A 26772-nucleotide genomic window follows, 5' to 3' on the forward strand; every position below is an offset into this window, starting at 1 on the left:
AGCGTTCCAAGACATTAACCCCCCTGGTGGGGAAGATGGAACCCCGTATTGGAACGCTCCAAGATCTTGTCAATGAAGACAGAACCTAGGATCGCCGTCATGCATGCACACTCATCGCCCCGGCCCAGGACAGGGTCCGCCGTGACCCTGGAAATGGTCGCCGCCCGGGCCGGCGTGGGCCGTCAGACGGTGTCCAACGCGATCAACTCGCCCGAGCTGCTGCGCCCGCAGACGCTGGAGCGGGTCCAGCGCGCGATCGACGAGCTCGGCTACCGCCCGCACCGGGCCGCGCAGGCGCTCAAGACCAGGGCCAGCCGGCTGATCGGCTACGGCATCCGCTCCAGCAGCACCGGCGTCCCGACCCCGGTCCTGGACCAGTTCCTGCACTCGCTCTCCGAGGCCGCCGACCAGGCCGGCTACCGGGTGGTGCTGTTCGCCGTCGCCCCCGGGGACGACGAACTCACCAGCTACCAGCGGCTGCTCGACGAGCACGGCGCGGACGGCTTCGTACTCAGCGGCACCGACCGCGGCGACCGCCGCCAGGGCTGGCTGCACGAACGCGGCGTCCCCTACGTCGCCTTCGGCCGCACCTGGTCCGGCCGGGACGTCGGCGACTGGGTCGACGTCGACGGCTCCGCCGGGACTTCGGCCGCCGTCCGCCACCTGGCCGGGCTCGGCCACCGCAAGATCGGCTTCCTCGGCTGGCCGAAGGGCTCCGGCGTCGGCGACGACCGCGCCCGCGGCTGGCAGAGCGCGATGCGCGAACTGGGCCTGCCCGCCCGGGGCCGCCGGGCCGAGAGCCCGGACGACCGGGCGAGCGCCACCGAGGCCGCCGAACGGCTGCTCGCGACCGGCGCGACCGCGGTCGTGACCGCCAGCGACACCCTGGCGCTCGGCTGGTACCAGGCGCTGCGCCGCGACGGCCGCACCCCCGGCCCGGACGCGGCCGTCATCGGCTTCGACGACTCGCCGATCGCCCCCCTGCTGTTCCCGTCGCTGTCCAGCCTCGCCCAACCGCTCGACGCGGTCGGCCGCGAGTGCATGCGGCTGCTGCTGGAACGCCTCGGCGACCACCACCGGCCGACCGAACACGTGCTCCTGGAACCGGCGCTGGTCCTGCGCGAAAGCGTCTGACCGCCACTCCCCCGAACCATCTCCGCTCACTCCCCCCACCCACCCTCGCAAGGAGATCCCGCATGGCCACCTCCCGCACCCTCGCCGCGGCAGCCGTCTGCACGGCCGTCGCCCTCGGCGCCGTCACCGGCTGCTCCTCCTCCGGCGGCTTCGGCGACTCACCGGCCAAGCAGTCCTCCGGCGGCAACCAGAGCCTGACGGTGCTGATCGCCACCTCCGGCGAGTCCGAGACGGCCGCGGTCAAGGCCGCCACGGCCGACTGGGCCAAGAAGACCGGCAACACCGTCACCGTGCAGATCGCCAGCGACATCAACCAGCAGCTCGGCCAGGCCTTCGCCGGCGGCACCCCGCCGGACCTCTTCTACGTCAACTCCGACCAGTTCGCGAACTACGCCAAGGGCGGCTCGCTGTACGCCTACGGCGACCAGATCCCGGACGCCGCCGACTTCTCCGAGCCGCTGCGCAAGGCCTTCAGCTACGACGGCAAGCTCACCTGCCTGCCCAAGGACACCTCCACCCTGGGCCTGGCGATCAACACCACGCTGTGGCAGCAGGCCGGCCTGACCGAGGCCGACTACCCGACCAGCTGGCAGCAGCTCTCCGACGACGCCGCCAAGCTCACCAAGGACGGCGTGACCGGCCTGGTGACCGCCCCCGACTACCAGCGGCTCGGCGCCCTGCTGAAGGAGGCCGGCGGCTGGATCACCAACCCCGAGCAGACCGCGATGACCGCCGACAGCCCGGCCAACAAGCAGGCGCTGGAGTACGTGCAGTCGATGATGAAGGCCGGCTCGGCCAAGTACGTCGCCGAGGTGGACGCCGGCTGGGGCGGCGAGGCGCTCGGCAAGGGCAAGGCCGCGATGACCATCGAGGGCAACTGGCTCAAGGGCGCGATGGCCAAGGACTACCCGAACGTCCAGTACAAGGTGCTCCCGCTGCCCGCCGGCCCGGCCGGCCCCGGCACCCTCGCCTTCAGCAACTGCTGGGGCATCGCCGCCAAGAGCCAGCACCAGGCGGCCGGGGTCGACCTGGTCAAGCACCTCGCCTCCGCCGACCAGCAGCTGGAGTTCGCCCAGGCCTTCGGCGTGATGCCCTCGCGCACCAGCGCGCTGAGCGCCTACGCCCAGAAGTACCCCGAGTCCAAGGCCTGGGTCGACGGCGTCGCCAACGCCCAGGCGCCGGTCACCATCGCCGGGTTCACCAAGGTGCTCACCCAGTTCAACACCGACCTCCAGTCGCTGAAGACGGGCGACCCGGCGGCCATCCTGGCCACCCTCCAGCGCAACGGCGAGCAGGCCATCAAGAATGCCAAGTAACAGCTCCACCGGCACGATACGCCGGCGCAGCCTGCGCGAGGGAGCATGGGGCTGGCTGTTCGCCGGCCCCATGGTCCTGGTCCTCGGCCTCTTCATGGTCCTGCCGATCGGGATGGCCCTGTGGGTCAGCCTGCTGCACTGGGATGGCCAGTCCAACCCGTTCAGCGGCAGCGCGGACTTCATCGGCCTGGACAACTACCGCCGGCTGTTCGCCGAGGACGGCCTGGACCGCACGCTGTTCGCCACCTCGATGCGCAACACGCTGTACTACGTCCTGCTGACGGTGCCGCTGCAGACGGTCCTGGCGCTGCTGCTCGCCATCCTGGTCAACCAGCGGATGCTGCGCGGCCGGGGCGCCCTGCGCACGGTGTTCTACTTCCCGTCCGTCACCAGCTCGATCGCGATCTCGACGGTCTTCCTGTTCCTCTTCCAGGGCAGCGGCGCCGTCAACCGGATGCTGGGCTGGCTCGGGGTCAAGGGGCCGAACTGGTTCGCCGACCCGCGCGGGGTGATCTGGCTGGTGCTCGGCTGGTTCGGCCTGGACCAGCCCGCCCCGGGCACCGGCGGGCCGCTCGGACTGTCCTGGTCGGAGTGGTTCGCCGGGCCCTCGGTCGCGATGTGCACGCTGATCCTGATGGCGGTGTGGACCACCTCCGGCACCTTCATGCTGATCTTCCTCGCCGCTCTCCAGGACATCCCGCGCGAACTGGAGGAGGCCGCCGCGCTCGACGGCGTCAACCGCCGCCAGCTGCTGCGCCACGTCACCCTGCCCGCGCTGCGGCCCGTCCTGTTCCTGGTGCTGACCCTCGGCCTGATCTCCACCTGGCAGGTCTTCGACCAGGTGTACGTGATGGGCAAGGGCGCGCCCGGCAACACCACCCTGACGCCCGCCTACCTGTCCTACTCGGCCGGCTTCGACAACGCCGACTTCGGGCAGGGCGCCGCCATCGCGTTCGTCCTGCTCGGCCTGATCCTGCTGCTCACCGCCGTCCAGCGGTGGGTCCTGCGGGAGCGGGACGGCAAGCCCCGCCGCAGCCCGAAGGGAGCCCGCCGTGCCGCACGCTGACCGCAAGGCCACCGTGGACAAGCCGATCCTCGGCCGCTTCCCCCGGCCGCTGCGGATCCTCGGGTACACCGTCCTGCTCGGCTTCGCGCTGCTCTACCTGCTGCCGTTCCTGCTGCAACTGGTGAACAGCTTCAAGACCGACCCGGACGCGGCCGCCCACCCGATGTCGGTACTGCCCGACGGCGGCACCCTGGCCTCCTACCGGCGGCTGTTCGGCCTGGCGGAGGGCGTCGAGAACATCCCGTTCCTGCGCTGGCTGGGCAACAGCGTGGTGGTGACCGTCCTGGTGACGGCCGGCCGGGTGCTGTTCGACTCGATGGCGGGCTACGCGCTGGCCCGGATCAGGTTCCCGGGCCGCCGGCTGCTGTTCGCCTTCGTGCTGGCCGTGATGGCGGTGCCGGGCGTGGTGCTGCTGATCCCGAAGTTCCTGGTGCTGAAGAGCTTCGGCATGTTCGACAGCTACAGCGGCATGATCCTGCCGCTGCTGGTCGACGCCGCCGGGATCTTCATCATGAAGCAGTTCTTCGAGTCGGTGCCGCGCGAGATCGAGGAGGCGGCGCGGATCGACGGCGCCGGGACGTTCCGGATCTTCTGGTCCGTCGTCCTGCCGATGTCCCGGCCCTCGCTGATCACGCTCACCGTGCTCTCCTTCCAGGGCTCCTGGAACGAGTTCACGCACTTCCTGGTCTCCACCCAGTCCAGCGAGCACGACACCCTCACCACCGGCCTGGCGCACTTCGTCTCCGGCGGCCTCGGCTCCGGGACGCAGTACCCGCTCAAGCTGGCGGCGGCGCTGGTCTCCACCCTCCCGGTGGCGATCCTGTTCTTCTGCTTCCAGCGCCACTTCGTGCGCGGCGCCAACTCGGGCTCGCTCAAGGAGTGAGCCCGGCCCGGCCCAGCCGGTACACCCCCCTCTGCCGAACCTTCCTGTGAACCCTTCTTGGAGAACCACGTGCCCGCCCGTATCGAGGACTACGCGCTGATCGGCGACATGCAGACCGCCGCCCTGGTCGGCAGGGACGGCGCCGTCGACTGGCTGTGCCTGCCCCGCTTCGACTCCCCGGCCGTCTTCGCCGGCCTGCTGGGCACGGACGAGCACGGCTTCTGGCGGATCGCCCCCGGTGACGCCCCGCCCGCCCACCGGCGGCGCTACCGGGGCGATTCCCTGATCCTGGAACAGGAGTGGGACACCGCCGGGGGCACCGTCCGGGTGATCGACTTCATGCCGCCGCGCGGCACGGCGGCCCCGCAGCTGATCCGGATCGTCGAAGGCGTCTCCGGCACCGTCCGGATGCGCTCGGCCCTGCGGATGCGTTTCTCGTACGGGCGCGTCGTGCCCTGGGTGCACCGGGTCGAGCAGGCCGGCGGCGGCCACCGCACCGTCGCCGTGGCCGGGCCCGACTCGGTGTGGCTGGACGGCGAGTCCGAGACCTACGGCCGCGACCTGACCACCTACGCCGACTTCACCGTCACCGCCGGCGAGCGGATCGCCTTCGCGCTGACCTGGCAGGCCTCCCACCTCGGCGCGCCCGACCGGCCGGACGCCGAGCAGGCACTCGCCGCCACCGAGGAGTTCTGGCGCGACTGGGCCGCCCAGTGCACCTACCAGGGGCCCTACCGCGAGGCCGTGATCCGCTCCCTGATCACCCTCAAGGGCCTCACCTACGCCCCCACCGGCGGCATCGTCGCCGCCCCCACCACCTCGCTGCCCGAGGACATCGGCGGCGTCCGCAACTGGGACTACCGCTACACCTGGCTGCGCGACGCCACCATCACGCTCTCCTCGCTGCTGCGCACCGGCTACCGCGACGAGGCCAAGGCCTGGCGCGAGTGGCTGCTGCGCGCCGTCGCCGGCGACCCGGAGAACCTCCAGATCATGTACGGCATCGCCGGCGAACGGGAGCTGGTGGAGACCGAACTCGACTGGCTGCCCGGCTACGAGGGCTCCCGCCCCGTCCGGATCGGCAACGGCGCCGCCGGGCAGCTGCAACTCGACGTCTACGGCGAGGTCGTCGAGGCCCTGCACCTCGCCCAGCACACCGGCCTGGCCCGCAACGACCACGCCCACCTGCTGCAACTGCGGCTGATCTCCTGGCTGGAGGAGCACTGGCAGGAGCCGGACGAGGGCATCTGGGAGGTCCGCGGCCCGCGCCGGCACTTCGTCCACTCCAAGGTGATGGCCTGGGTCGCCGTCGACCGGACGGTCCAACTGCTGGAGCAGACCGACTGCGAGGGGCCGCTGGAGCGCTGGCGCGCGCTGCGCGACACCATCCACGAGGACGTCTGCACCCACGGTTACGACCCGGACCGCAACACCTTCACCCAGTCCTACGGCTCGCAGGAGCTGGACGCCTCGCTGCTGCTCATCCCCCAGGTCGGCTTCCTGCCGCCGGACGACAAGCGCGTCATCGGCACCGTCGAGGCGATCCAGCGCGAACTGTCCACCGAGGACGGCTTCGTGCTGCGCTACCCCACCAGCGGCGGGGTGGACGGCCTGCCGGGCGACGAAGGCGCCTTCCTGGCCTGCTCGTTCTGGCTGGCCGACGCCCTGGCGATGATCGGCCGGACGGACGAGGCGCACCAGCTGTTCGACAAGCTGCTGTCCATCCGCAACGACCTCGGGCTCCTGGCGGAGGAGTGGGACCCGCGGCTCAAGCGCCAGGTCGGCAACTTCCCGCAGGCCTTCAGCCACGTCCCGCTGATCGACACCGCGTTGCGCCTCGGCCGGGGCTGAGCACCGGAGCCCGCCCGCGGTGGCGGTCAGCCCGGCAGTCCGGGCCGGCCGCCACCGCCATCTCCGCCCTCGCCCTGCCCCTGCTCCTGCCCCTGCTCCTGCTCCTGTGCCCAGGCGACCGCCCACGCGTCGAGCGGGCGCAGGGCGTGGCCGAGGGCTTCTCCCAGCCGGGTGAGCCGATAGCCGTCGGCCGACGGGGCGATGAGGCCGCCCGACGTGAGCTCACGGAGCCGCTGGTAGAGGACGCTCGACGACAGGCCGTCGCACCGTGCGAGCAGGGCGCGGGCCCCGAGCGGGCCGGCGCGCAGCTCCCAGAGGAGGCGCAGGGCCCAGCGGCGTCCGAAGAGGTCCATCGCGGCCATGATCGGCCGGCCGGTCGTCGAGCCGCGGACCGGCTCCCCCGGGCGTGGTGTCGGCATGACTCCCCTTGTGTTTCGTTATTCGAAACATTAACATCCCCCTTGCTGTTTCTGATTCCGAAACATCCGGAACGAGCGCAACGGGAGAGCCCATGCCGCGGATAGCCCCGCTGGAGCCGCCGTACACCGACCGGACCGCCGCACGACTCGCGCGCATGATGCCCGAGGGAGCCGCGCCGATCGGGCTGTTCCGCCTGTTCGCCAGGAACCCGCCGATGGCCGACGCCATGCACGGGTGGGGCCGCTACGAGCTGGGCCGGCAGCTGAGCCTGACCATGCGCGAGCGCGAGATCGTCATCGACCGGACGTGCGCGCTGTGCGGCTGCGAGTACGAGTGGGGCGTCCACGTGATGACGTTCGCCGAGCGGGTCGGCCTCACCCGCGCGCAGACGGCGTCACTGGTCCACGGCGGAGCCGCCGACGCGTGCTGGACGTCCGAGCGGGAACGGCTGCTCATCCTCGCCGTCGACGCGCTGCACGCCGAGTCCGACATCGACGACGCGCTGTGGGCGCGACTCACACCGCTCTTCGACGACGACCAGTTGCTCGACCTGCTCCTGCTGTGCGGCTGGTACCACGCCGTCAGCTTCGCCGCGCGAGCCGCGCGGGTGCCGTACGAGCCCGGCGCACCCCGTTTCGACGACGTCATCCCCGGTGCCCGCTGAGCCGCGCCTCCCCCGGAAATAATTCGGTCACCCCCTTGCCGATGATGTGATCAAATGTGTAAACACTGTGGCGCTTGACGCCACCGGGGAGGGACTGGTCTGGCCTTGTGGCCAGGCCCCGTTACACAGGAGACGTACCATCAACACCGCCATTCGCCGGGCCGCGCGCGGAACCGTTCCCGTCGCCGTCACCGCATCCGTGCTCGCCGCCGGCCTGGCCGCCTGCGGCACCGTCGAGCAGCTGTCCGCCGCGCAGAAGGTGTCCAAGGCCTTCACCAAGGTCGGTGAGGGCAAGGCCGCCGGCCTCACGTTCTCCGTGGACGCGACCCCCGAGCAGATCACCGCCTTCGGCGCGGCCACCGGCGACAAGGTCGACCCGAAGAGCGCCGACGCCGTGTCCGGGCTGAACTTCTCCGTCGCGATATCCGCCGACAAGCCGCTGAAGGACCTCGACACCTTCAAGAACGCGCAAAGCAACGGTGCCGACAAGGACCTGACGCTCGACAAGTCGGTGCGCCTGTCCTACGTGCTCTCCGACCGGAAGGGCACCGCGCTGCTGGAGTACCGCCAGGTCGACGCCAAGGCGTTCCTGCGGGCCGACGCCAAGGGCCTGGTGAAGCTGGTCGGCGAGGACCCCTCGCAGGTCGACGCCATCAGCAGCGGCATGCCCGCCGAACTGAAGCCGGTCAAGGACGTGCTGGCCGGCAAGTGGGTCTCCTTCGACCTGCAGAAGCTCGCCGACGACACCAAGAAGTTCGACGGCGCCAAGGCCACCCCGAGCGGCCAGCCCACGCTGGACCCGGAGTCGGCCAAGCAGCTGACCAACTCCCTCAAGGACGTGCTGTCCCGCACCGTCACCTTCGAGGACAAGGGCAAGAAGGACGGCGCCGAGCACATCTGGATGAGCGCCCCGGGCCGCCAGCTGGCCGACGAACTGCTGAAGGCCCTCAAGCCGCTGGCCACCAAGCTCCCCCAGCAGTTCGGGAAGCTCCCCACCTCCGTCCCGAGCACCGTGCGCGAGGACAAGGTCGGCGCCGACCTCTACCTGAAGGACGGCAAGCTCTCCGCCGCCACCTTCGACCTCGCCCAGCTGGAGGCGAAGGCCGGACCGGGCGTCAACTTCCCGGTGAAGCTCGCCTTCAACCAGAACGCCCCGACCGTCGAGGCTCCCGCCGACGCCACCGCGCTGACCAGCGACGACATCCAGAGCGCGATGCTCAGCCTCCTCACCTCCGGCGCCGCCAGCGGTGGCAAGGGCGGCACCGCCCCGACCACCCCGGCGCTCACCCCCGGCAAGCCCCTGACCCCGGCCCAGGCCGAGGAGCTGAAGGGCCTCGGCCTGCCCCTGGAGCAGCAGCAGGTGTTCAGCAAGCTCGGCATGAGCTACGAGGACATGAAGAGCCTCACCGAGACGGGCTGATCCCCGCTCCTTCCCCACGGTGCCCGGTCGGCCGCGACAGCGGCGGGCCGGGCACCGCTGTTCGACGCCACAGCCGGCGCCCCGGCCGCCCGGATCACCGGCGCGCGAGATGGACGGTGACGTCGGCCGCGACCTCGACCGTCTCGGGCAGCACCCGAGCGATCGCGTCGAAGGCCTGCCGCCGCCTCGGCGGCGGCAGTTGGAGGTACGCCGAGATCGTCGACAGGTGGCCGAGGTAGTACGGGGCGCTCACCAGCAGGCGCCGCCGGATGACGGACTGCCGGACGTCACGGAACAGCCCGGACCGCTCCAACTCCGTTCCCGGCCACTGCAGTTCCTCCTCGGGAGCGGTCCCGTCCGGGGACGGGACGTCGTCGCTCTCCAGGAACGGCGCCCGGGCCGCCCGCACGGCCTCCTCGACGGCCGGGTCGGCCGGCTGGAACGGCCCGCCGAAGTTGGCGAACACGCCGTCCGGCTCCAGCAGTTCGGCCACCCGCGACCACCGGCCCTCCGGGCGCGTCCAGTGCAGCGCCGCCGCCGCGTAGACCAGCCCGTACGTCCCGCCCGGCCGCAGGTCCTCGAACGCGGCCCGGACGGTCCGCACGCTGGGGGGCGCCGTCCTGCGCAGTTCGGCGAGCATGGCCGCGTCGGGCTCCGTCGCCGTGACGTCGACCCCGTGCCCGGCGAACAGCCGGGTCGCCTTTCCGGTGCCCGCGCCGATCTCCAGGGCGGTCCGCACCGGCCGGCCCGCGTACGCCGCCACCGTGTCGAAGAGTTCGTCGGGGTACCCCGGCCGGAAACGTTCGTAGGCTTCGGCGATCGCGCCGAAGCTCAGTGCACGAGCAGACATGCCGAGCATCCTGACACGACCGCGGCGGGCCGTGCCCCGGGTTTTCCGTCGCCGCACCACACCCGGAGGAGTGGTGGTACGGGTCCGGAATCAGCCGGTTGTCGGTAATGAACGATTGTGTTCCCTATACCCCGGGGATACTGCCGGTGTCATTCGACGGACCCGCCCCCTCACCGTCATTCGCTCCCGAGTCATTGGGGGACCTGCCATGGTCACCTCGCGCGCCCTGGCCCCGGCGCCGCCCGCACCCGCGCGACGCGGCCAGCACCCGGGGACAGCCCTCACCGTCATCGCGGCCACCCAGCTCATGGTGGTCCTCGACGTCACGATCGTGAACATCGCCCTGCCGCACATCCAGCAGGCGCTGAGGTTCAACACCACCGACCTTTCCTGGGTCGTCAACGCCTACACCCTCGCCTTCGGCGGGCTCCTGCTGCTGGGCGGGCGGATGGGCGACATCCTCGGGCGCCGGCGCGTGTTCGTCGCCGGGGTCCTGATCTTCAGCCTCGCCTCGCTGCTCGGCGGCGTCGCACAGTCCTCCGGCTGGCTGCTGGCCGCGCGCGCACTCCAGGGCCTGGGCGCGGCGATCGCCTCGCCGACCGCGCTCGCGCTGATCGCGACCAACTTCCCGGAGGGCCCGGCCCGCAACCGCGCCTTCGGCGTGTACTCGGCCGTCGCGGGGGCGGGCGGCGCCGTCGGCCTGCTCGCCGGCGGGATCCTGACCTCCTGGCTGTCCTGGCGGTGGGTGCTGTTCGTCAACGTGCCGATCGGCATCGCGATCGCGCTGCTGGCGCCGCTCTACATCAACGAGTCCGAGCGGCACCCCGGACGCTTCGACCTGACCGGCGCGTTCGCCGCCACCGCGGGCATGGTCTCGCTGGTCTTCGGCTTCATCCGGGCCTCCGACCACGGCTGGACCGACCCCGTGACGGTCACCTCGTTCGGCCTCGCCGTGCTGCTGCTGGCGGCCTTCCTGTCCCACGAACGGCGGGCGCCGCAGCCGATCACCCCGCTGCACCTGTTCCGCGACCGCAACCGCTCCGGCGCCTACGGGCTGCTGCTCTGCGTGGCCGCGACCATGTTCAGCATCTTCTTCTTCATGACCCTGTTCGTGCAGGACGTCCTCGGGTTCAGCCCGCTGCGGGCCGGCCTCGCCTTCCTGCCGATCAGCGCCGCGAGCGTCGCGGCCGCCCAGTTCGCCGCCCGCAACCAGCTGCGGTACGGGCGCAGGCCGTTCCTGGTGGTGGGCTCGCTGCTGGTGGCGGGCGGGGCCCTCTGGTCCACCCGGCTCGACGCCCACAGCGGCTACCTGACCGGCGTCCTCGGCCCGACCCTGCTGTTCGGCCTCGGGATGGGCTCGATCTTCGTCCCGGCCACGCTGACGGTGGTCTCCCGGGTCGCCCCGCACGAGACCGGAGCGGCCACCGGCATGCTCAACACCACCCAGCAGGTGGGCGGCTCGCTGGGGCTGTCGATCCTGGTCACGGTCTACGGCGCGGCCAGCCGCAGCGAAGCCGGCCGGCAGGTCGGCGCGTTCCTGCGGCAGGCCACCCCGCAGCAGGCGGCGCAGTTCCGGGCCACCGGAAAGCTGCCGGCGCCGTACTCCTCCGAGGTGCTGGCGCACGGCATCTCCCGGGCGTTCGACATGGGACTGGCCTTCGCCGTGCTCGCGGCGCTGATCGCCCTGTTCGTCATCAGGACCGACCGGGAGGCGCCGCCCGTCAGCCCTTCGGGGGACGGCGCTTGACAGGGCGTCCGGACATCACCGACAGTCCATCTTGCAATGGTTTTCATCTTCGATAACCAGACTCCGCGAAAGAGGACACCCATGTCGCTCGACGTCTCCCCCGCCCTCCTCGCCCAGGCCGAGCACGGCCGGGTCAACCAGGCCGACTTCCTCGACACCGTGCGCGCCTCCCTCCCCTACGCCTACCAGGTCGTCGCCGGGCTCAGCACCGAACTCAGCGCCACCGAGGACGAGTTCACCACCGACAACACCACGCCCACCGACGAGGAGCGCGCCCAGCTGCTGCGCGCGCTGGCCAGCAACGCCATCCGCGGCAGCCTGGAGGACCACTTCGGCGTCAAGCTCGCCTTCGTCAACTGCCACCGCGTCGGCGCCTTCCGCCCCGGCACCGAGGACGGCGACGCCTACCGCGAGTTCACCTCGCTGCACAACCAGATCCGCAACCAGAGCCCGGAACTGCGCAGCTGCTGACCCTCCCGGACACGCGGCGGGCCCCCGTCGGGGGAGGGGGCCCGCCGCGCCCCGTACCGGGTCGGTGTTGAGGCGGGATTGCGCCGTGTTGCGCGCCGATGTCCGATCCCGCGCCGATCTTGTGAGGACGCGAGCCGCCTGCGTACGTTCGACGGGCACCACCCGCCCGGCCCTCCCGGGGCCGCCTCACACCACCCGGAGCCACCCACCATGCCGCCGACCCCACGACCGCTGCGGAAACTCGGCTTCCTGACCATCGGACTGTTCGACGAGGCCGACCCGCGCCGGGGCCACGAGTCCACCCTCGACCTCATCACCCTCGGCGAGCAGCTCGGCTTCGACAGCGCCTGGCTGCGCCACCGCCACCTCCAGTACGGGATCTCCTCCCCCGTCGCCGTCCTCGCCGCCGCCTCCCAGCGCACCAGCCGCATCCACCTCGGCACCGCCGTCACCCCGCTCGGCTGGGAGAACCCGCTGCGCCTCGCCGAGGACCTTGCCACCGTCGACATCCTGTCCGGCGGCCGCCTCAACCCCGGCTTCAGCGTCGGCCCTCCCACCCACTACGACCGGGTCCGCGGCGCGCTCCACCCCGGCACCGGCGAGCACGAGGACTTCGGGACCGGCCGCGCCGAGCGCCTCCTCGGCCTCGTCCGCGGCGAACCCGCCTCCGACTTCGCCGGCACCGAGGGCATCGAGGTGTACTCCCGCCGGGTCCAGCCGCACTCCCCCGGCCTCGCCTCCCGGCTCTGGTACGGCGCCGGCAGCCTGCGCTCCGCCCGCTGGGCCGGCGAGCACGGGCTCAACCTGCTCACCAGCAGCATCGTCAAGGCCGGGGAGCCCGGGGAGTCCGAGGACTTCGCCGAGATCCAGCGCACCCAGATCCGCGCCTTCCGGGCCGAGCACCCCGACGGCGAGCGCGCCCGCGTCTCCCAGGGCCTCGTCGTCATCCCCACCGACGGCGCCACCCCCGAACAGCGCGCCAAGTACCAGGCGTACGCCCTCGCCCGCACCCCGCGCACCCTCGCCCCGCAGGGCCCGGCCCGGATGGTGTTCGCCCCCGACCTGGTCGGCCCGTCCGAGGAGATCGCCGAGCGGCTGCACGCCCACGCCGGCTACCAGGAGGTCGACGAGGTCGCCTTCGCCCTGCCCTTCACCTTCGACCACCAGGACTACGTGCAGATCCTCACCGACCTCGCCACCCGCCTCGGCCCCGCCCTCGGCTGGCAGCCCTCGACCGGGCACGGCTGACCGAGCACAGCCGACCCGGCGACCGGCTGCGCGCGGCCCGGGCCCGTTCGACGAGGCGCGCGCACTCCTCGACGCCCACGACCGGCCGGGCCGCCGACGTCGACGCGCCGGGCGGGCACTGGTCAGATGACTAAGCGCTTGCTTAGACTCGGGCGTCCAGTGCAGGCCCGCGCGCGCCCCCAGGAGACGTCATGACCGCGACCAACCGTCAGATCCGCCTCGCCCGTCGGCCGGTCGGGGAGGTGCGGGCGGAGGACTGGGCCCACGGGGCGGAGCCGGTGCCGGCGGCCGGGCCCGGGCAGTTCGTGGGGCGGACGCGGTACGTGTCGCTGGACCCGGCGATGCGCGGGTGGCTGGACGACCGCCCGTCCTACCTCCCGCCGGTCGGGCTGGGCGAGGTGATGCGGGCCGGGTCCGTGGTCGAGGTCGTCGAGTCCGACCACCCGAAGTTCCGCGTCGGCGACCACGTGGTCGGCAGCTTCGGCGTCCAGGAGTACGCGGTCTCGGACGGCAAGGGTGCGCTGAAGGTCGACCCCACGCTCGCGCCGCTGTCGACGTACCTCGGCGCGCTCGGCATGCCCGGGATGACCGCCTACTTCGGGCTGCTGGACGTCGGGGCGCTCAAGGAGGGCGAGACCGTGGTGGTCTCCGGCGCCGCCGGGGCCGTCGGCAGCCTGGTCGGGCAGATCGCCAGGATCAAGGGCTGCCGGGTGGTCGGCATCGCGGGCGGCCCCGAGAAGTGCGCGCTGCTCACCGGGGAACTGGGCTTCGACGCGGCGATCGACTACCGCTCCGAGGACGTCCGCAAGGCGCTGCGCGACCACGCGCCCGACGGCATCGACGTGTACTTCGACAACGTCGGCGGGGACGTCCTGGACGCCGCGCTGACCCGGCTCGCGATGCACGCCCGGGTGGTGCTCTGCGGAGCGATCAGCCAGTACAACAACGAGACCGCCGTGCAGGGCCCGTCCAACTACCTGTCACTGCTGGTGCGGCGGGCCCGGATGGAGGGCTTCGTGGTGTTCGACTACGCGCCCCGCTACCCGGAGGCGGCCCGGGAGCTCGCGGGCTGGATCGCGGACGGCCGGATCAAGGTCAAGGAGCACGTGGTGGAGGGGACGGTGGACGACTTCCCGGCGGTCCTCGGGATGCTCTTCCGCGGGGAGAACACCGGCAAGCTGGTGCTGCGGCTGAGCTGAACTCCGGCCCGAGCCTGGCCCGGCGCGGCGGCGACGGGGCGTCCGTTGCCGCCGCCGCACCGGGAGCGCTCAGAGCAGGCGCTTGATCTCGCCGCGCGCCCGGTAGAAGCCGCCCGAGGCGGACTCCCGCACCTCGGCGACCAGGTACCGCGCCCCGGCGACCCGGATGTCCTTCGGGAACTGCACCCGCCGGCCCTGGTCGAAGCCCGCCGACACCACCCGCACCCGCAGCCGGGCGCCGTCCTGCACGCACTCGACCTCGATCCCGCCGCCGGGCAGGCCGCCGGTGCCGACGGCCACCGTCTCCAGGGCCGTGCCCGGCCGCACCGCCTCCCAGCCCGCGTTGCGCACCTCGGCGGTGGCCGGCAGGGACCCGGCCTCGGCCGCCCGGACGGCCTGCTCGCTCGCGTCCAGGCAGGCGAGCGAGCCGTCGGTCGTCACCAGGTAGAGCCGGCCGTCCCGGTACTGCATGCTGTACGCCGAGCCGCAGCCCGTGGCGAGCTTCCACAGCCGGGTGCCGTCGGCGGCGAAGCAGTACACCGAGGAGTGGTTGTCCCCGGCGAAGACGTACTCGCCGTCCGGGGAGGCCGCGCAGGAGAACACGGCGGCGTCGCAGCGGTAGGCGGCGACCTCGGAGCCGTCGGACTTGCGCAGCCGGTGCACCCAGCCGCGCCCGGTGCCGGCGAACACCTCGTCGGCCTCCTGCCAGCCGAACAGCACCTCGCCCTTCGTCGCGGTGTGCCACAGCTGGTCGCCGCCGCGCGCCGCGTAGCGGGCGACGCCGCGCGAGTGGCCGTGGTAGACGCCGTCCGCGTCGCAGCGCACCATCCAGCCGGAGCGGCCCTCGGCCTTGCGGCGCCACTGGAACTCGTCCTCGTGGTCGACGGTGGTCAGCCCGCCGCGTTCGTCGGCGACGCCCAGGACGCCGTCGTGGATGTCGAGCCAGAAGATGTCCACGTCCTCGGCTATCTCGTACGCCACCCGGGGGACCTTGCCGCCCAGGTCGTACACCTTGCCGTCGTCGCAGCCCGCGTAGATCCACCAGTCGTCGGCGACGATGCACTTGACGCCGTCCGGCAGGCCGAACCGGGCGGTGACCTCACCGTCGTGGGTGAGGGTGTAGACGTCGCCGCGCTCGTTGCCGACCCAGGCGTGCTCCTCGCCGACGAAGACGCCGAAGGCCGGCGAACCGGAGCGGAACCGCCACAACAGCGGCGCCTGGTTCGCCGTCGAGCGGGTGCTGACGAGCTGCCGCCTGGTCACCGCCCGGCGCTGGCGCACGCCCTGGACGGCCGGCGCGTAGCCCTTGCGGACCTTCTCGCCGATCTTCTTGGCCGCCGACGCGGCGGCCTTCTCGGCGCTCGGGAAGCTGGTCGACTTGGCCTGCCCCTCCTCGCCGATCCGCCCGTAGCGGACCGTCACCGTACTGCCGGCGAGGCGCACCTCGTAGAACTTGTGCGCGCTCCCCTCCTCCTCGGACAGTTCGAGGTAGGTGACCTGCTCTTCCACGGCGACGGACACGACGAAGTCCCCTTTCGGGTTTTCGGGCAACGGAGACGGGAGGCGGGGCCTGTTCGCGGCCCTGCTCACCGACAACCCCCAACCTAAGGCTCGGCACTGACAACGCGTCCCGCCGGGCCTGCCCGGAACCCCGCTTCCCACTTGTCGCCTCACGAACCATTCTTCCGCCGTACATCTGGCCGTCGCCCGCCGCGCACGGTAGGGATCGGGTGGCGTTGCTAGAACCGCAGCGCCCGAACTTTCTTGTCCGTGCTCAGACCGCCGGGCCCACCAGCCCGAGCGGCCGTCAGGAGGAAGCTCATGCGGAGTACCCAGCGAGTCCGGCGCAGAGCGATGGCGGGGGCGTCCGCCGCAGCCGTGGTGGGGGCGCTGCTCGCGCTGCCCGGCGGCGTCGCCCAGGCGGCGTCACCCGACGTGGTGATCAGCCAGGTGTACGGCGGGGGCGGCAACTCCGGCGCCCCGTACGCCAACGACTTCATCGAGCTGTACAACCGCGGCACCGCGCCGGTGTCCGTGACCGGCTGGACGGTGCAGTACGCCTCGGCGGGCGGCACGTCCTGGGGGCGGACCACGCTGTCCGGCACGATCGCGCCGGGGCGGTTCTTCCTGGTGCAGGAGGCCGCCGGGGCCGGGGCGGGCGCGGCGCTGCCGACGCCGGACGCCACCGGGACCCTCAACCTGGCCGCGACCTCCGGCAAGGTCGCGCTGGTCACCAACGGCACGGCGCTGACCTGCGGTTCGGGCTGCGCGACGCAGCCCGGGGTGAAGGACCTGGTCGGCTACGGGTCGAGCGCCAGCTCCGCCGAGGGCTCGCCGACCGGCAACCTGTCCAACTCCACCGCCGCCCTGCGCGTCGGCGGCGGCGCCACCGACACCGACAACAACGCGGCGGACTTCACCATCGGCGCCCCGACGCCGCGCAACTCCGCGTCCACCGGCGGCGGCACCACCACCGGCGCCCGAATACACGACATCCAGGGCGCGGCCCGCACCTCCCCGCTGGCCGGCAGCGCCGTGAGCGCGGTGCCCGGCGTGGTCACCGCCGTCGGGCCCAACGGCTTCTGGTACCAGGACCCGCAGCCCGACAACGACCCCGGCACCAGCGAGGGCGTCTACGTCTACACCGCCGGCGCGCCCACCGTCGCGGTCGGCGACTCCGTCACGGTGACCGCCACCGTCAGCCAGTACCGCCCCGGCGGCAGCGGCGGCACCACCAACCTGTCGATCACCGAACTCACCGCGCCCAGCGTCACGGTGCTCGCCCACAACGCGCCGCTGCCCGCGCCCACCCTGGTCGGCCCCGGCGGGCGGGTGCCCCCGGCGGCGGTGATCTCCAGCGTCGCCGGCGGGGACGTCGAGACCGCCGGGAACTACCAACCCGCCACCGACGGCATCGACTTCTGGGCCTCGCTGGAGGGCATGCGGGTCGAGATCGACAACGCGGCCGTGGTCGGCCCCAGCAACAAGTACGGCGACCTCCCCGTCGTGCCCCAGGGCAGCACCACCCGCACCAACCGGGGCGGCATCCTGCTCCAGGCCAACGACGGCAACCCGGAGCGGGTGACCCTGGCGAACGCGCTCGCGCCCACTCCGACCGCCAACGTCGGCGACACCCTGACCGGCGCGACCGTCGGCGTGCTCGACTACTCCTTCGGCAACTTCAAGCTCCAGGTCACCGCGACCCCGGCGGTCACCTCCGGCAACCTCGCCCCCGAGGTCACCACCGCGCCGACGGCCGGCCAGCTCGCCGCCGCCACGTTCAACGTGGAGAACCTCTCCCCCGCCGACCCGCAGAGCAAGTTCGACGGCCTCGCGGCGGGCATCGTCACCAACCTGCGCGCGCCCGACCTCGTCGCCCTGGAGGAGATCCAGGACAACAGCGGCCCCACCGACGACGGCACCACCGCCCCCGACCAGACCCTCGCCAAGCTCACCGCCGCCATCTCGGCGGCCGGCGGCCCGGCCTACTCCTACCGCCAGATCGACCCGGTGGACGGCCAGGACGGCGGCCAGCCCGGCGGCAACATCCGCCAGGTGTTCCTGTTCCGCACCGACCGCGGCCTGAGCTTCACCGACCGCCCCGGCGCCGGCTCCACCACCGCCGACTCGGTGGTCAACAACGGCGGCACGCCCCAACTCGCCTACTCCCCCGGCCGGATCGACCCGACCAACACGGCGTTCAACTCCAGCCGCAAGCCGCTCGCCGGTGAGTTCCGCTGGAACGGCAAGCCGGTCTTCGTGATCGCCAACCACTTCAACTCCAAGGGCGGCGACCAGCCCCTGTTCGGCCGCTACCAGCCGCCCGCGCACCCGTCCGAGACCCAGCGCCACAACCAGGCGACGGCGGTGAAGAACTTCACCGACCAGATCCTGGCGGTGGACCCGAACGCGGCGGTCATCGTGCTCGGCGACCTCAACGACTTCGAGTTCTCGCAGACCGCCGACATCCTCACCGCCGGCGGCTCGCTGACCGACCTGCCGCGCACCCTGCCGCTGCCCGAGCGCTACACCTACGTGTACGAGGGCAACTCCCAGGTGCTGGACCACATCCTCATCTCCGGCGCGCTGGCGGCGAAGCCGTACAGCTACGACATCGTGCACATCAACAGCGAGTTCAGCACCCAGCTGAGCGACCACGACCCGCAGGTCGTGCGGATCCCGCTGCCCTGACGCACGACACCGGCGCGGTGCCGGCCTCCCCGCTGTGGGGGAGGCCGGCACCCGACCTCGGACCGACCTCAGACCGAGGTCGGACCGGCCTCAGACCGGCCGGAGGGTCAGCGCGAACTGGGGCAGCGCGAGGAGCAGCACGGCGGTTCCTACCTCGATCCAGCGGTACTTCGCCCGGATGATCGCGCTGGTCCCGGCCAGCGAGGACAGCAGCGCCCCCACCGGATCGCGCCCCCCGCACTCGAAGGCGCGGCGCAGCCGGTCCACCCCGGCGCCCGGCGCGATGTGCCCGAAGTAGGCCGGGCCGGTCGGAACCTGCCGCTCGCCCTTCCGGTACCGGGGGGCGAGGGCGGCCACGAAGCAGGCGACGGCCAGCAGCGCGCTCGCCACCGCGCTCCACCACAGGAACGGGACCGCCCAGGACCGGGGCCCGGATCCGCCGCCGTTCCCACCCCCGCCCAGTGGGATGAACACCCCGAGGACCGCGCCGGTGAACGCCAGGAACACGGCGGCCTTGGCGTCGGCCCGGGTGAGCTCGATGCTGTTGGCGGCCACCAGGCGCTCGATCGCCGCCGCCGCCGACGGGCTCGGGGCGGCGTCCGGGGCGGCGTCCGGGGCGGTGGTGGAGACGGCGTGCGGCACGGTCGACGCCCCGCCGCCGGGTATGCCGGCGGCGGTCACACCGGGCTCCCGTTCGCCACGCCGCCCGCCCAGCCGTTGGCCTGCGAGCGGATCTTGACGAACTCCGGCCCGGCGCCCTGCGGCCCGGGGCCGGGCACCCGCCGTCCGAGCGCGATCAGGCGGTCGCGCAGCATCCGGGACAGCTCCTGCCTCTCCTGCTCGCTCAACTTGCCCAACATCAAGGCCAGTTGGTCCTGCCAGGTGGTCTCACCCCGGAGCAGTTCGGCGTGGCCGACCGCCCAGTCCAGGACCTCCCGGACCTGGTCCGGGTGTCTGGCCAGCCAGAGCGCCGCGAGCGACACCGGGCCCTCCTGGACGGCCCGGCGGCAGAACGCGTACTCGTCCTCGCTCTTGTCCATCCAGTTGTAGGGCACGTCGGCCCCGTCCGGCTCCCCGAGCCGCAGTTCGGCCTCGTGCTCCCGGGCGGACACGTCCGTGACGCGGTAGCCGAGGCCGCAGTGCGGCAGGAGGTGGGGCGTCGCGAGGTAGTGCATCAGCTCGGCCCCGGTCAGCCCGTGCCCGGCGGTGGCGAACTGCTCCTTGAGCTGGCGCAGACGCTGTTCGAGATCCTTGCGGACCGGCAGCCAGCCCCGCACCGTCCGCGCCCGCACGACGTTCACGGCGTCGTGCACCCACCACAGCACGTGGACGTCCACCGACTTCGTGCCGTACGGGGTCGACAGGCCGACCGCCCGGGTCCCGGGCCGCTCGTCCAGCTCGACCAGGTACGCCTCGTCGAATCCGCGCAGGCCCGCCCGGACGGCCACCGGGCCCTCCAGGTCCGGGTCCTCGTCGGCGCGGGCGCGGCGGCGGTGCCCCACCTGGTGGTAGAGCCCGTCCCGGTCCAGCAGGACGAGCGCGCGGTCGCGCCGCCCGGACCAGCGGTGGCGCAGGATCTCCCGCCACGGCGCCTGGGTGGCGCGGGCGTAGACGGGCGGGTCGCTGTCGGCGGTCATCGGGCTCCTCCATCGGCAGGGGCGGGCCGGTACGGCTGCGGTCCGCCCCGGCGCCAGGTGTCCAGGGCGTGCTGGGCGATGTGGCGGCCGACCAGGTCGGGGTTGTCGTCGCCGTCGATCTCGACGAACAGGCGCATTTCACCGAGGCTCATCTCCTGGGCGAGCGCGGTCAGCAGCGTCTCCACGGCGACGCGCAGCGGTTCGTTCCAGACCGCCGAGGCGCACCAGGAGAGCAGAGCCCTGCGGGTCTCGTCGAAGAGGTCGTCGTCGTTGAGCGAGAGCCGGATGAAGGTGATCACGGTGTCGGTGAACTCGCCGACGGTGGTCAACTGGGCCTGGAACCAGGCGCGGTCCCACAGCAGTCGGGGGAAGGTCCGGAGCGCGAGTTCGGCCCCGCGCCCCGGGCGGTCCGTCCAGTCCATCAGTTCGCGCAGGACGACCGGCTGGTTACCTGAGGCGAAGAGCTCCCACAACGCCGCGTCGACGGCTGTGGCGACCGCCCTCTCGTCCCCCTCCCGCCCCCGGTAGCAGCCCCGCAGCAGCGACAGCGCGAGCTCCGGGCGGGACGTCCCGAATTCCTCGCCGCAGGCGAAGGCGACCGTGGACCGCACCTGCCAGCCGGCCTCGTGGCTCCAGTTCCTCAGGCGGTACTTGACCTCTCCGGCCAGGACCGGGTCCTGCGCCGCGATGCCCAGCGCGAACGCGGCGGTACGGCGGCTGCGTTGACGGTCGGACCGGGCCAGTTCGAGGATGTCGCGCAGGGCGCGCCGGCCGCCGCCCCAGCCGGCCGCCAGCCCCATCACCCGGCCCAGGGGCGCGGCCAGTTCGGGGTCCGTACCCGGGACGGCGTCCATCCACTCGGTCAGCAGCCCGGACAGTTCGCCGTACTGCCGCCAGACGTGCCGCAGCACCGTCTCGGCCTGGCGGTGCCGGGTGAAGCGCACCGGTTCCACCGTGTAGGTGTAGCGGGAGGTCGCGCGGATCTCGCCGGGCGCGCACTCGGCCCGGACGGTGGCCAGGAGTTCGTCCAGCGACCGCCGGAAGACGAAGCGCGGGTTCGGGCGGGGAGCCTCCCGGCTCACCGCGCCGCTCTGGCCGTCGTCACCGCCCGCCGGCAGGACGGCGGCGAGACGGCCGTCGGCCAGCTTGAGCAGCCGGTCGGCCTCGTCCCGGACGATCCGGTGGTCGAGTCCTTCGAAGACGCTGGTCGCCAGCAGGAAGGCGAGTCCGTCCGGGTCGTCGCGCAGCTTCTTCAGCAGGTCGGGGACTTCCTTCTCGGCGAGGAAGCTGAGCCGCCTGCGGAGATCGGCGAGGTCGGGGCCGTCATCGCCGGCCCTGGCCACCTCGGCGACCAGTTCGGCGACCTGGGCGGGCATCAGTTCCGATGCCAGGAGGTCGTCCAGCCCTGGCCGCAGCCGCTCCAGCAGGCGCCGGCGCCGGTCGGGGTCGGGGACGGCGGCCTCCAGCCGGGCCTCGAAGACCGCGCCGGGCGGCGGGGGCACGCAGCGCACCGGGGTGAGGTCCAGGTCGCGGGCGAGGCTGCGGAGCAGGTCCGGGTCGTGCGGCAGCATGACCACCATGCGTGCCTTCGCGTCCGCCAGCAGGCGGCGGAGGTTGGCGACCACCGCCGGGCCGAGCTGGAGGGTGGGCAGCAGGCCGTGCACCAGGTACCCGCGGGCCTCCGCGTCGCGGGGGCGCCAGGTGGACAGGTCCTCGTCGCTGTCGAGCGCGCGCAGCTTCGTGCTGTGCCCGCTGTGCTGGAACAGCAGGTTGAGGGCCGCGGTGCGGCGCCCGGTGCCGGGCTCGCCCGCCAGGAACAGCAGGCCGGTGTCCAACTGCCGCAGCGCCGACGGGAACCACTCGGGCTGGGCGAAGCCGGCCCGCGCGTCCAGGATCTCCAGTGCGGAGATCGGGCCTTCGTGCGCCTCCACGTGCGGGCCGCCCGGGGCGGACGCCGCGCCGGCGTTCTCGACGCGCTGACCCCCGTGCACCGCGCCGGTGTTGATGTTGCCGTTCGGGGCGTAGATGACATAGCGCCGGCCGGGGAAGTCCCGGTCGAGGTCGGCCAAGTCGTCGGCGTCGTCCGGGTCCGGGTATCCGGACGCGGTCTCGTCCCGGTCGGGCACCGGGCCGTCGGTGCCGCTGCCGGACGGGCCGCCGCTACCGGACGCGCCATCGGCGGAGGGCTGGTCCTCGGCGCTCACCGGCGGCGCTCCTTCTTGTCACCGTGGAAGGTGTCGCCCTGGTTGCCGTTGACCGTGCCGGCCTTGTGACCCGCCACGTAGTCGCCCCCGAAGGAGTCGCCGCGCACGAAGTCGCGCCCGGCGTAGTCGCCGCGCACCTTGGTGACCTGCTGGTCGCCCTCCACATTGCTGACGTGCTGGTTGCCGCGCACCGTACCCAGGTTGAGGTTTCCCCGGTCGGCCTGGTAGCTCACCGGCCCGCCTCCCGTCCGGTCGCCGTCCGCCTGCCCGGCCGCCGGCTCCGCCGCCGCGGCCTGTGCCCGCTCGTGCTCCCCGACCACGGCGTCGCCCAGGATGCGGCGGTCGTAGAGGTTGCCCGAGGGCACGGGCACGTACAGCCAGGCCCGCTGGTCGAACCGCTTGCCCTCGACGGTGGCCGGCACCTCGATGAAGTGGTCGGGGTGGCGGCCGGTGTATCCGCCCGCCACCGCGTCGTCGTAGCAGCGGTCGGACAGGATGGCGGCGACCTGGGTGATGCTCTCGTTGGAGGCGGCCAGCATGGCCTTCACCGGGCGGGAGTCGAGCAGGCGGTGAGTGTCGTTGCGGGGCGTGCCGTTGCCGTCGAACTCGCCGCCGGAGTCGGGCAGCGGCCCGATGTGGAGGCTGACCCGCAGCCGGATCCGTACCGTCCCGACCGAGTGCACGTTGAACTCGGTGAGCACCTCCTGAAGGGTGTGCAGCCACGGGTGGATCAGGAACGGCATCCAGGCCGGGTCGAAGCCGAAGACGTAGCCGTCGCCGGTGGAGGCGGGGAACCGGCGGCCGTGCCAGACCTCGGCGAGCCCGGCGCGCTCGAAGGACCACTGGAGGACCTTCGGGACGGCCTCGCTGATCACGCCGTGCTCGATGGCCGGGTAGCCGGTGAAGTCCTTGGCATCGACGGCCACGATGCCCCGGTACGGCGGCAGCTGGCGGCTCCGGCTGTAGGGCAGGGCGCTGGCCTCGGGCATCGGCTGGTCGGACTGCGACATCTGTGCTCCTTGTGGTTCCGGTGCGGACCGTGTGCCCCAAGCTTCGCGAGCGCGCGCCGTGCCGTGTGCTCGCTCAGTGCGGAAACCTGGTGACGCCCGTCACACGAACTGACGTGGCATCAGCCGGGCGGCAGGCTCTCCGGCCGATCCGGCGCCGCGTCAGTCGCGCGCCCCGTCGGCCACCCGCCGGAGCGCGGACAGGTCGCCGATGACGATGGACTTCCGCCCGGCGTGGACCTGGTGGGGGCCGAGTTCGGCCAGGCCCGCGGTGACGGTGTTCCGGGACACCCCGAGGTGCTGGGCCAGTTCGTCGCGGGTCAGGGCGAGTTCCGCGCGTCGCCCCGCCGGGCCGGCCGGGCCTGCCGGGTTTGCCGGGCCTACGGAGACGTCGGCCAGGGTGGCCAGGGCGCCCGCCAGCCGGGCCACGATGTCGCCGCCGCCGCGGGCGAGGTCCGACTCCCGCAGCCTGCCGATGGCGTAGCGCACCATCACCGGGAACAGGTCCCGGTCCGTGACGAACCGCAGGAACGCGGCCTTGGCGAGGACCGCGACCGTACAGTCCGAGATCGCCTGGACGCTCGCCGAACGGGCCCCGTCGTCCAGCACGGCCACCTCGCCGAGCAGTTCACCGGGGCCGCGGAACGCCAGCAGCCTGACGTCTCCGGTGCGCTCCCGTCGGGTCACCTTCGCCACCCCGCTCAGCAGGGCGAGCACGTGCGTTCCGGGCTCCGCCTGGCGCAGCAGGGTGGCGCCGATCGGATGCCGGCGCTCGAAGGCCTCCGCCAGCATGCTCTTCCAGGTCGCTTCACCCATCAGTCGGCACAGGGTCTGGCCCAGGGGGTCCGCCGTTCGGCCGTGATCGTTCATGCGCCGACCTTAGGAGGCGCCACGCCGGGTGCGCAGACGGATGCGGTCTCCCACCGGAATTTCCCTTGGACGGTCCGGTCGGGAATGGCGCAGGGGGCGCGCCATAGCACGAACTCATCTTGCAGAGTGAGGAATTGGCGAAGAAACCCTTCGCATGAGCGAATCCGGGGCGGGTTGGCGGCGCGCGCGGGGCGGGGCGAGAAGCCTGGTGGCGGGACGGCGGCCAGCCGTGGCCGAGACTGGTGTGCGAGATGTCCGGCATGTCCGGCACGGCAGGACAAGTCGGCTGTACAGCTGGATTCTTGAACTTCCGTCAGGATTGTCCTGAACTTGGCTATGCTGCATCACCATGCCTCCGGCGCCGGCCGTCGCCCGTCCCCGTACTGTTCCGATCGTTTGAGGATGCCGAGAATGCTTCGAGCTGGATCATCGCCCGCCCGACGGCCACCTGCGCCCCTGCTCGGGTGGCTGCTGCCCACCGCCGTGATGGCGGCGGCCGTGGCGGCCGCCGCGGCGGTGGTGTCCGCCGGGGTCCGCGCGGAGGTGCTCTGGTGCGGGGCGACGGGCACGGTGCTGGTGGCCGTGGTGGCCGCCGAGTCGGCCCGCCGGGGACGTGCGCTGGCCGCGTTGCGGGAGCAGCACGCCCGGCAGGTGGGCGAGTTGCAGCGGCGGCTGGCCGGCCAGGAGGCCGAGGCGGTGCGGCTGGCCAAGGAGGAACTGCCGAGGCTGGTGGCCCGGGCCCGCTACGGCGCGTCGATGGACAGCCTGGCCCGGTCGTACCAGGTGCGCGATCCGCTGGCCGCGCCGAAGTTCCGGGGCGCGCTGGAGTCGGTGGTGCGCGGGATCATCGTCGCCGTCGACGACGAGGTGAACCGGCGCGACTCCGCCGAGCGGGCCTTCGTCAACATCGCCCGCCGGGTGCAGGCGATCATCCACCGGCAGGCCAAGGACCTGCGCGAGATGGAGGACCGGCACGGCAACGACCCTGCGGTCTTCGACGACCTGCTGCGCCTGGACCACGGCAACGCGCTGACCGGCCGCCTCGCCGACAGCATCGCCGTCCTGTCCGGCGCCCGCCCCGGCCGTCAGTGGACCAGGCCGGTGGCGCTCTACAGCGTGCTGCGCGGCGGCATGTCGCGCATCCTGGAGTACCAGCGGGTGGACCTGCACCCGGTGGCCCAGGTGTCGGTGATCGGGCCGGCCGTCGAGCCGCTGATCCACGCCGTCTCCGAACTGCTCGACAACGCCACCCGCTACTCGCCGCCGCACACCCACGTGCACCTGAGCGCCGCCGAGGTGCAGAGCGGCATAGCGATCGAGATCGAGGACGGCGGCCTCGGTCTGACCGACGAGGCCCGGATCCGTGCCGAGCGCAGCCTGCGCGAGGCCCAGGTCTCCAAGGACCTGGACGACCTCACCGAGTCGCCCCGGCTGGGCTTCGCGGTGGTCGGCCGGCTGTGCCAGGCGTACGGCTTCCAGATCTCGCTGCGCCGCTCCGCCTACGGCGGCGTCCGGGTCGTGCTGGTGGTGCCGCAGGAGTTGGTCACCACCGCGCCCCCGACCGGGCGGGCGCACGGGATCGGCGCGTTCTCCGGCCCCCGGCCGCTCCCGGCGAACCCGCCCAAGTCGGCGGCCCCGTCGCGGCCGTGGGGGGCGCGGGCGGCGGCGACCGGTGTGGCGGGGCCGTCCGTCGGGCCGTCCTTCGGGGCGTCCGGTCCGTGGGCGCCGAGCGGGCCGGGCCCGGGGGACGACGAGGTGGTGGTGACCGAGCGCACCGCGAACGGCCTGCCGCAACGGCGGCGCCGCCCGCCCACCCCCCGGGCGGGCTACCCCGGATCGGCCCGGACCGCCGGACAGTACGGCAACCCGGCCTCGGGGCCCGCCGCGGGCCCCGCCCCGGGGACGGGAGGGCGTCACGCCAAGGAGCCGGTGCAGCCCGGCCTCTGGCTGGAGGCGTTCACCGAGGGGATCAACGGCCATGGGCCGGCCGCGAGTTCGGCCGGTCAGACCAATGAAGAGACGGCAGGGAAAGGCGAGCAGTGATTCCGCACCGCAGCAACATGGACTGGATCCTCAAGGACCTCGCAGACAGCGTGCCGTACATCCGCCACATCGTCGTGCTCTCCGGCGACGGCCTCCGGATCGCCCAGCACGGCACCGATCCGGACACCGCCGACCGGCTCGCCGCCGCCTGCGCCGGGCTGCAGAGCCTGGCCGCGGCGGTGGGGCAGGAGTTCCCGCACGGCGACGGCTCGATGCGGCTGGTGGTGATCGAGGTGGACGGCGGCTTCTTCTATCTGATGGCGGCCGCCTCCCGCGCGTACCTCGCGGTGCTCGCCGACGAGGGGGTCGACGCCGGACTGGTGGGCCAGCAGATGCGCGACCTCGTCGCCCGGATCGGCGAGCACCTGGCCACTCCCCCGCGCAACCCCGAGGTGGTCGCGTGAACCGGCCGGAGCGGCGGGCGCAGCGGGGGCCGGTGCGCCGTCCCGGTCCCGACCGCGCAAGGGACCGCGACAGGGGCCGGGACCACGACCACGACCGCGACCGCCTGACCCGGCACCGCGGAGCGGGCACATGAACGAGCACAGCGA

General features: G+C 72.8%; 22 protein-coding genes. 14 read left to right on the forward strand and 8 right to left on the reverse strand.

The window, feature by feature from the left end; genetic code table 11:
• Positions 1 to 141 precede the first annotated feature (141 nt).
• From OG556_RS01575 to OG556_RS01595, 5 genes are all read left to right on the forward strand, one after another.
• The gene (locus OG556_RS01575) at positions 142 to 1134 is read left to right on the forward strand and encodes a LacI family DNA-binding transcriptional regulator (RefSeq protein WP_371515465.1); all 993 of its coding nucleotides are present in this window, start codon (positions 142 to 144) and stop codon (positions 1132 to 1134) included.
• Positions 1135 to 1196: 62 nt separating this feature from the next.
• On the forward strand, positions 1197 to 2450 hold the full coding sequence (locus OG556_RS01580; RefSeq protein WP_371515466.1) for an extracellular solute-binding protein: 1254 nt from the start codon (positions 1197 to 1199) through the stop codon (positions 2448 to 2450).
• A complete protein-coding gene (locus OG556_RS01585) occupies positions 2440 to 3516 on the forward strand; it encodes a carbohydrate ABC transporter permease (protein WP_371515467.1) in 1077 nt (358 codons plus the stop codon). The genes OG556_RS01580 and OG556_RS01585 overlap by 11 nt, the downstream gene beginning before the upstream one ends.
• A complete protein-coding gene (locus OG556_RS01590; RefSeq protein WP_371515468.1) occupies positions 3503 to 4399 on the forward strand; it encodes a carbohydrate ABC transporter permease in 897 nt (298 codons plus the stop codon). Before OG556_RS01585 ends, OG556_RS01590 begins: the two co-directional genes overlap by 14 nt.
• Positions 4400 to 4468: 69 nt before the next feature.
• Positions 4469 to 6250 carry a glycoside hydrolase family 15 protein gene (locus tag OG556_RS01595; protein WP_371515469.1) on the forward strand — a complete coding sequence of 594 codons (1782 nt, stop codon included), beginning with the start codon at positions 4469 to 4471 and terminating at the stop codon, positions 6248 to 6250.
• A gap of 26 nt (positions 6251 to 6276) precedes the next feature.
• Here OG556_RS01595 and OG556_RS01600 read toward each other — a convergent pair whose 3' ends face one another.
• Positions 6277 to 6612, reverse strand: coding sequence for a winged helix-turn-helix transcriptional regulator (locus OG556_RS01600; RefSeq protein ID WP_371522518.1), 336 nt, complete (start codon positions 6610 to 6612; stop codon positions 6277 to 6279).
• A gap of 149 nt (positions 6613 to 6761) precedes the next feature.
• Between OG556_RS01600 and OG556_RS01605 the strand changes: the two genes are divergently transcribed.
• Positions 6762 to 7334: a carboxymuconolactone decarboxylase family protein gene (locus OG556_RS01605; RefSeq protein ID WP_371515470.1), complete on the forward strand. Its 573-nt coding sequence runs from the start codon at positions 6762 to 6764 to the stop codon at positions 7332 to 7334.
• A gap of 199 nt (positions 7335 to 7533) precedes the next feature.
• Positions 7534 to 8754 (forward strand): hypothetical protein, encoded by a 1221-nt coding sequence (locus tag OG556_RS01610; RefSeq protein ID WP_371515471.1) that lies wholly within the window; start codon positions 7534 to 7536, stop codon positions 8752 to 8754.
• 94 nt (positions 8755 to 8848) lie between these two features.
• On the opposite strand, the gene OG556_RS01615 is transcribed toward OG556_RS01610, so the two are convergent.
• Positions 8849 to 9604 carry a trans-aconitate 2-methyltransferase gene (locus tag OG556_RS01615; RefSeq protein WP_371515472.1) on the reverse strand — a complete coding sequence of 252 codons (756 nt, stop codon included), beginning with the start codon at positions 9602 to 9604 and terminating at the stop codon, positions 8849 to 8851.
• Positions 9605 to 9812: 208 nt separating this feature from the next.
• Between OG556_RS01615 and OG556_RS01620 the strand changes: the two genes are divergently transcribed.
• The 4 genes from OG556_RS01620 to OG556_RS01635 all read left to right on the forward strand — a co-directional run bounded on the left by OG556_RS01620 (position 9813) and on the right by OG556_RS01635 (position 14269).
• Positions 9813 to 11351 carry an MFS transporter gene (locus OG556_RS01620; RefSeq protein ID WP_371515473.1) on the forward strand — a complete coding sequence of 513 codons (1539 nt, stop codon included), beginning with the start codon at positions 9813 to 9815 and terminating at the stop codon, positions 11349 to 11351.
• A gap of 81 nt (positions 11352 to 11432) precedes the next feature.
• Positions 11433 to 11822, forward strand: coding sequence for an SCO5389 family protein (locus OG556_RS01625; RefSeq protein ID WP_063345914.1), 390 nt, complete (start codon positions 11433 to 11435; stop codon positions 11820 to 11822).
• Positions 11823 to 12032: 210 nt separating this feature from the next.
• Entirely contained in the window at positions 12033 to 13070 is a 1038-nt protein-coding gene (locus OG556_RS01630; protein ID WP_371515474.1) for an LLM class flavin-dependent oxidoreductase, read from the forward strand.
• Between the two features lie 191 nt (positions 13071 to 13261).
• Positions 13262 to 14269 (forward strand): NADP-dependent oxidoreductase, encoded by a 1008-nt coding sequence (locus tag OG556_RS01635; protein ID WP_371515475.1) that lies wholly within the window; start codon positions 13262 to 13264, stop codon positions 14267 to 14269.
• A gap of 69 nt (positions 14270 to 14338) precedes the next feature.
• Here the strand turns inward: OG556_RS01635 and OG556_RS01640 are convergent, their stop codons facing one another.
• Complete coding sequence (locus OG556_RS01640; protein WP_371515476.1) at positions 14339 to 15790, reverse strand: WGR domain-containing protein; 1452 nt, start codon at positions 15788 to 15790, stop codon at positions 14339 to 14341.
• 300 nt (positions 15791 to 16090) lie between these two features.
• On the opposite strand from OG556_RS01640, the gene OG556_RS01645 reads away from it, so the two are divergent.
• Complete coding sequence (locus OG556_RS01645) at positions 16091 to 18460, forward strand: lamin tail domain-containing protein (RefSeq protein ID WP_371515477.1); 2370 nt, start codon at positions 16091 to 16093, stop codon at positions 18458 to 18460.
• A 90-nt stretch (positions 18461 to 18550) separates the two neighbouring features.
• Here OG556_RS01645 and OG556_RS01650 read toward each other — a convergent pair whose 3' ends face one another.
• The 5 genes from OG556_RS01650 to OG556_RS01670 all read right to left on the reverse strand — a co-directional run bounded on the left by OG556_RS01650 (position 18551) and on the right by OG556_RS01670 (position 24178).
• On the reverse strand, positions 18551 to 19141 hold the full coding sequence (locus tag OG556_RS01650; RefSeq protein WP_371515478.1) for a Pycsar system effector family protein: 591 nt from the start codon (positions 19139 to 19141) through the stop codon (positions 18551 to 18553).
• Positions 19138 to 20097: a hypothetical protein gene (locus tag OG556_RS01655; RefSeq protein WP_371515479.1), complete on the reverse strand. Its 960-nt coding sequence runs from the start codon at positions 20095 to 20097 to the stop codon at positions 19138 to 19140. The genes OG556_RS01650 and OG556_RS01655 overlap by 4 nt, the downstream gene beginning before the upstream one ends.
• Positions 20094 to 22301, reverse strand: a complete 2208-nt coding sequence (locus OG556_RS01660) for a hypothetical protein (protein ID WP_371515480.1) — start codon at positions 22299 to 22301, stop codon at positions 20094 to 20096. The genes OG556_RS01655 and OG556_RS01660 overlap by 4 nt, the downstream gene beginning before the upstream one ends.
• Positions 22298 to 23311, reverse strand: a complete 1014-nt coding sequence (locus tag OG556_RS01665) for a hypothetical protein (RefSeq protein WP_371515481.1) — start codon at positions 23309 to 23311, stop codon at positions 22298 to 22300. Before OG556_RS01665 ends, OG556_RS01660 begins: the two co-directional genes overlap by 4 nt.
• Before the next feature lie 159 nt (positions 23312 to 23470).
• Entirely contained in the window at positions 23471 to 24178 is a 708-nt protein-coding gene (locus OG556_RS01670; protein ID WP_371515482.1) for a Crp/Fnr family transcriptional regulator, read from the reverse strand.
• A gap of 411 nt (positions 24179 to 24589) precedes the next feature.
• On the opposite strand from OG556_RS01670, the gene OG556_RS01675 reads away from it, so the two are divergent.
• Entirely contained in the window at positions 24590 to 26221 is a 1632-nt protein-coding gene (locus OG556_RS01675; protein WP_371515483.1) for a sensor histidine kinase, read from the forward strand.
• A gap of 17 nt (positions 26222 to 26238) precedes the next feature.
• The gene (locus OG556_RS01680; RefSeq protein ID WP_208869028.1) at positions 26239 to 26625 is read left to right on the forward strand and encodes a roadblock/LC7 domain-containing protein; all 387 of its coding nucleotides are present in this window, start codon (positions 26239 to 26241) and stop codon (positions 26623 to 26625) included.
• The last annotated feature ends 147 nt before the right edge of the window (positions 26626 to 26772 follow it).

The organism is Kitasatospora sp. NBC_01300 (assembly GCF_041435235.1).
Taxonomy (GTDB): domain Bacteria; phylum Actinomycetota; class Actinomycetes; order Streptomycetales; family Streptomycetaceae; genus Kitasatospora.

What these genes read in the sequence shown, in the direction of transcription:
- OG556_RS01580 (WP_371515466.1), top strand. Translation starts at nt 1,197, where the DNA reads ATGGCCACCTCCCGCACCCTCGCCGCGGCAGCCGTCTGCACGGCCGTC.
- OG556_RS01585 (WP_371515467.1), top strand. Translation starts at nt 2,440, where the DNA reads ATGCCAAGTAACAGCTCCACCGGCACGATACGCCGGCGCAGCCTGCGC.
- OG556_RS01600 (WP_371522518.1), bottom strand. Translation starts at nt 6,612, where the DNA reads ATGGCCGCGATGGACCTCTTCGGACGCCGCTGGGCCCTGCGCCTCCTC.
- OG556_RS01605 (WP_371515470.1), top strand. Translation starts at nt 6,762, where the DNA reads ATGCCGCGGATAGCCCCGCTGGAGCCGCCGTACACCGACCGGACCGCC.
- OG556_RS01615 (WP_371515472.1), bottom strand. Translation starts at nt 9,604, where the DNA reads ATGTCTGCTCGTGCACTGAGCTTCGGCGCGATCGCCGAAGCCTACGAA.
- OG556_RS01620 (WP_371515473.1), top strand. Translation starts at nt 9,813, where the DNA reads ATGGTCACCTCGCGCGCCCTGGCCCCGGCGCCGCCCGCACCCGCGCGA.
- OG556_RS01625 (WP_063345914.1), top strand. Translation starts at nt 11,433, where the DNA reads ATGTCGCTCGACGTCTCCCCCGCCCTCCTCGCCCAGGCCGAGCACGGC.
- OG556_RS01630 (WP_371515474.1), top strand. Translation starts at nt 12,033, where the DNA reads ATGCCGCCGACCCCACGACCGCTGCGGAAACTCGGCTTCCTGACCATC.
- OG556_RS01635 (WP_371515475.1), top strand. Translation starts at nt 13,262, where the DNA reads ATGACCGCGACCAACCGTCAGATCCGCCTCGCCCGTCGGCCGGTCGGG.
- OG556_RS01645 (WP_371515477.1), top strand. Translation starts at nt 16,091, where the DNA reads ATGCGGAGTACCCAGCGAGTCCGGCGCAGAGCGATGGCGGGGGCGTCC.
- OG556_RS01655 (WP_371515479.1), bottom strand. Translation starts at nt 20,097, where the DNA reads ATGACCGCCGACAGCGACCCGCCCGTCTACGCCCGCGCCACCCAGGCG.
- OG556_RS01665 (WP_371515481.1), bottom strand. Translation starts at nt 23,311, where the DNA reads ATGTCGCAGTCCGACCAGCCGATGCCCGAGGCCAGCGCCCTGCCCTAC.
- OG556_RS01670 (WP_371515482.1), bottom strand. Translation starts at nt 24,178, where the DNA reads ATGAACGATCACGGCCGAACGGCGGACCCCCTGGGCCAGACCCTGTGC.
- OG556_RS01675 (WP_371515483.1), top strand. Translation starts at nt 24,590, where the DNA reads ATGCTTCGAGCTGGATCATCGCCCGCCCGACGGCCACCTGCGCCCCTG.
- OG556_RS01680 (WP_208869028.1), top strand. Translation starts at nt 26,239, where the DNA reads ATGGACTGGATCCTCAAGGACCTCGCAGACAGCGTGCCGTACATCCGC.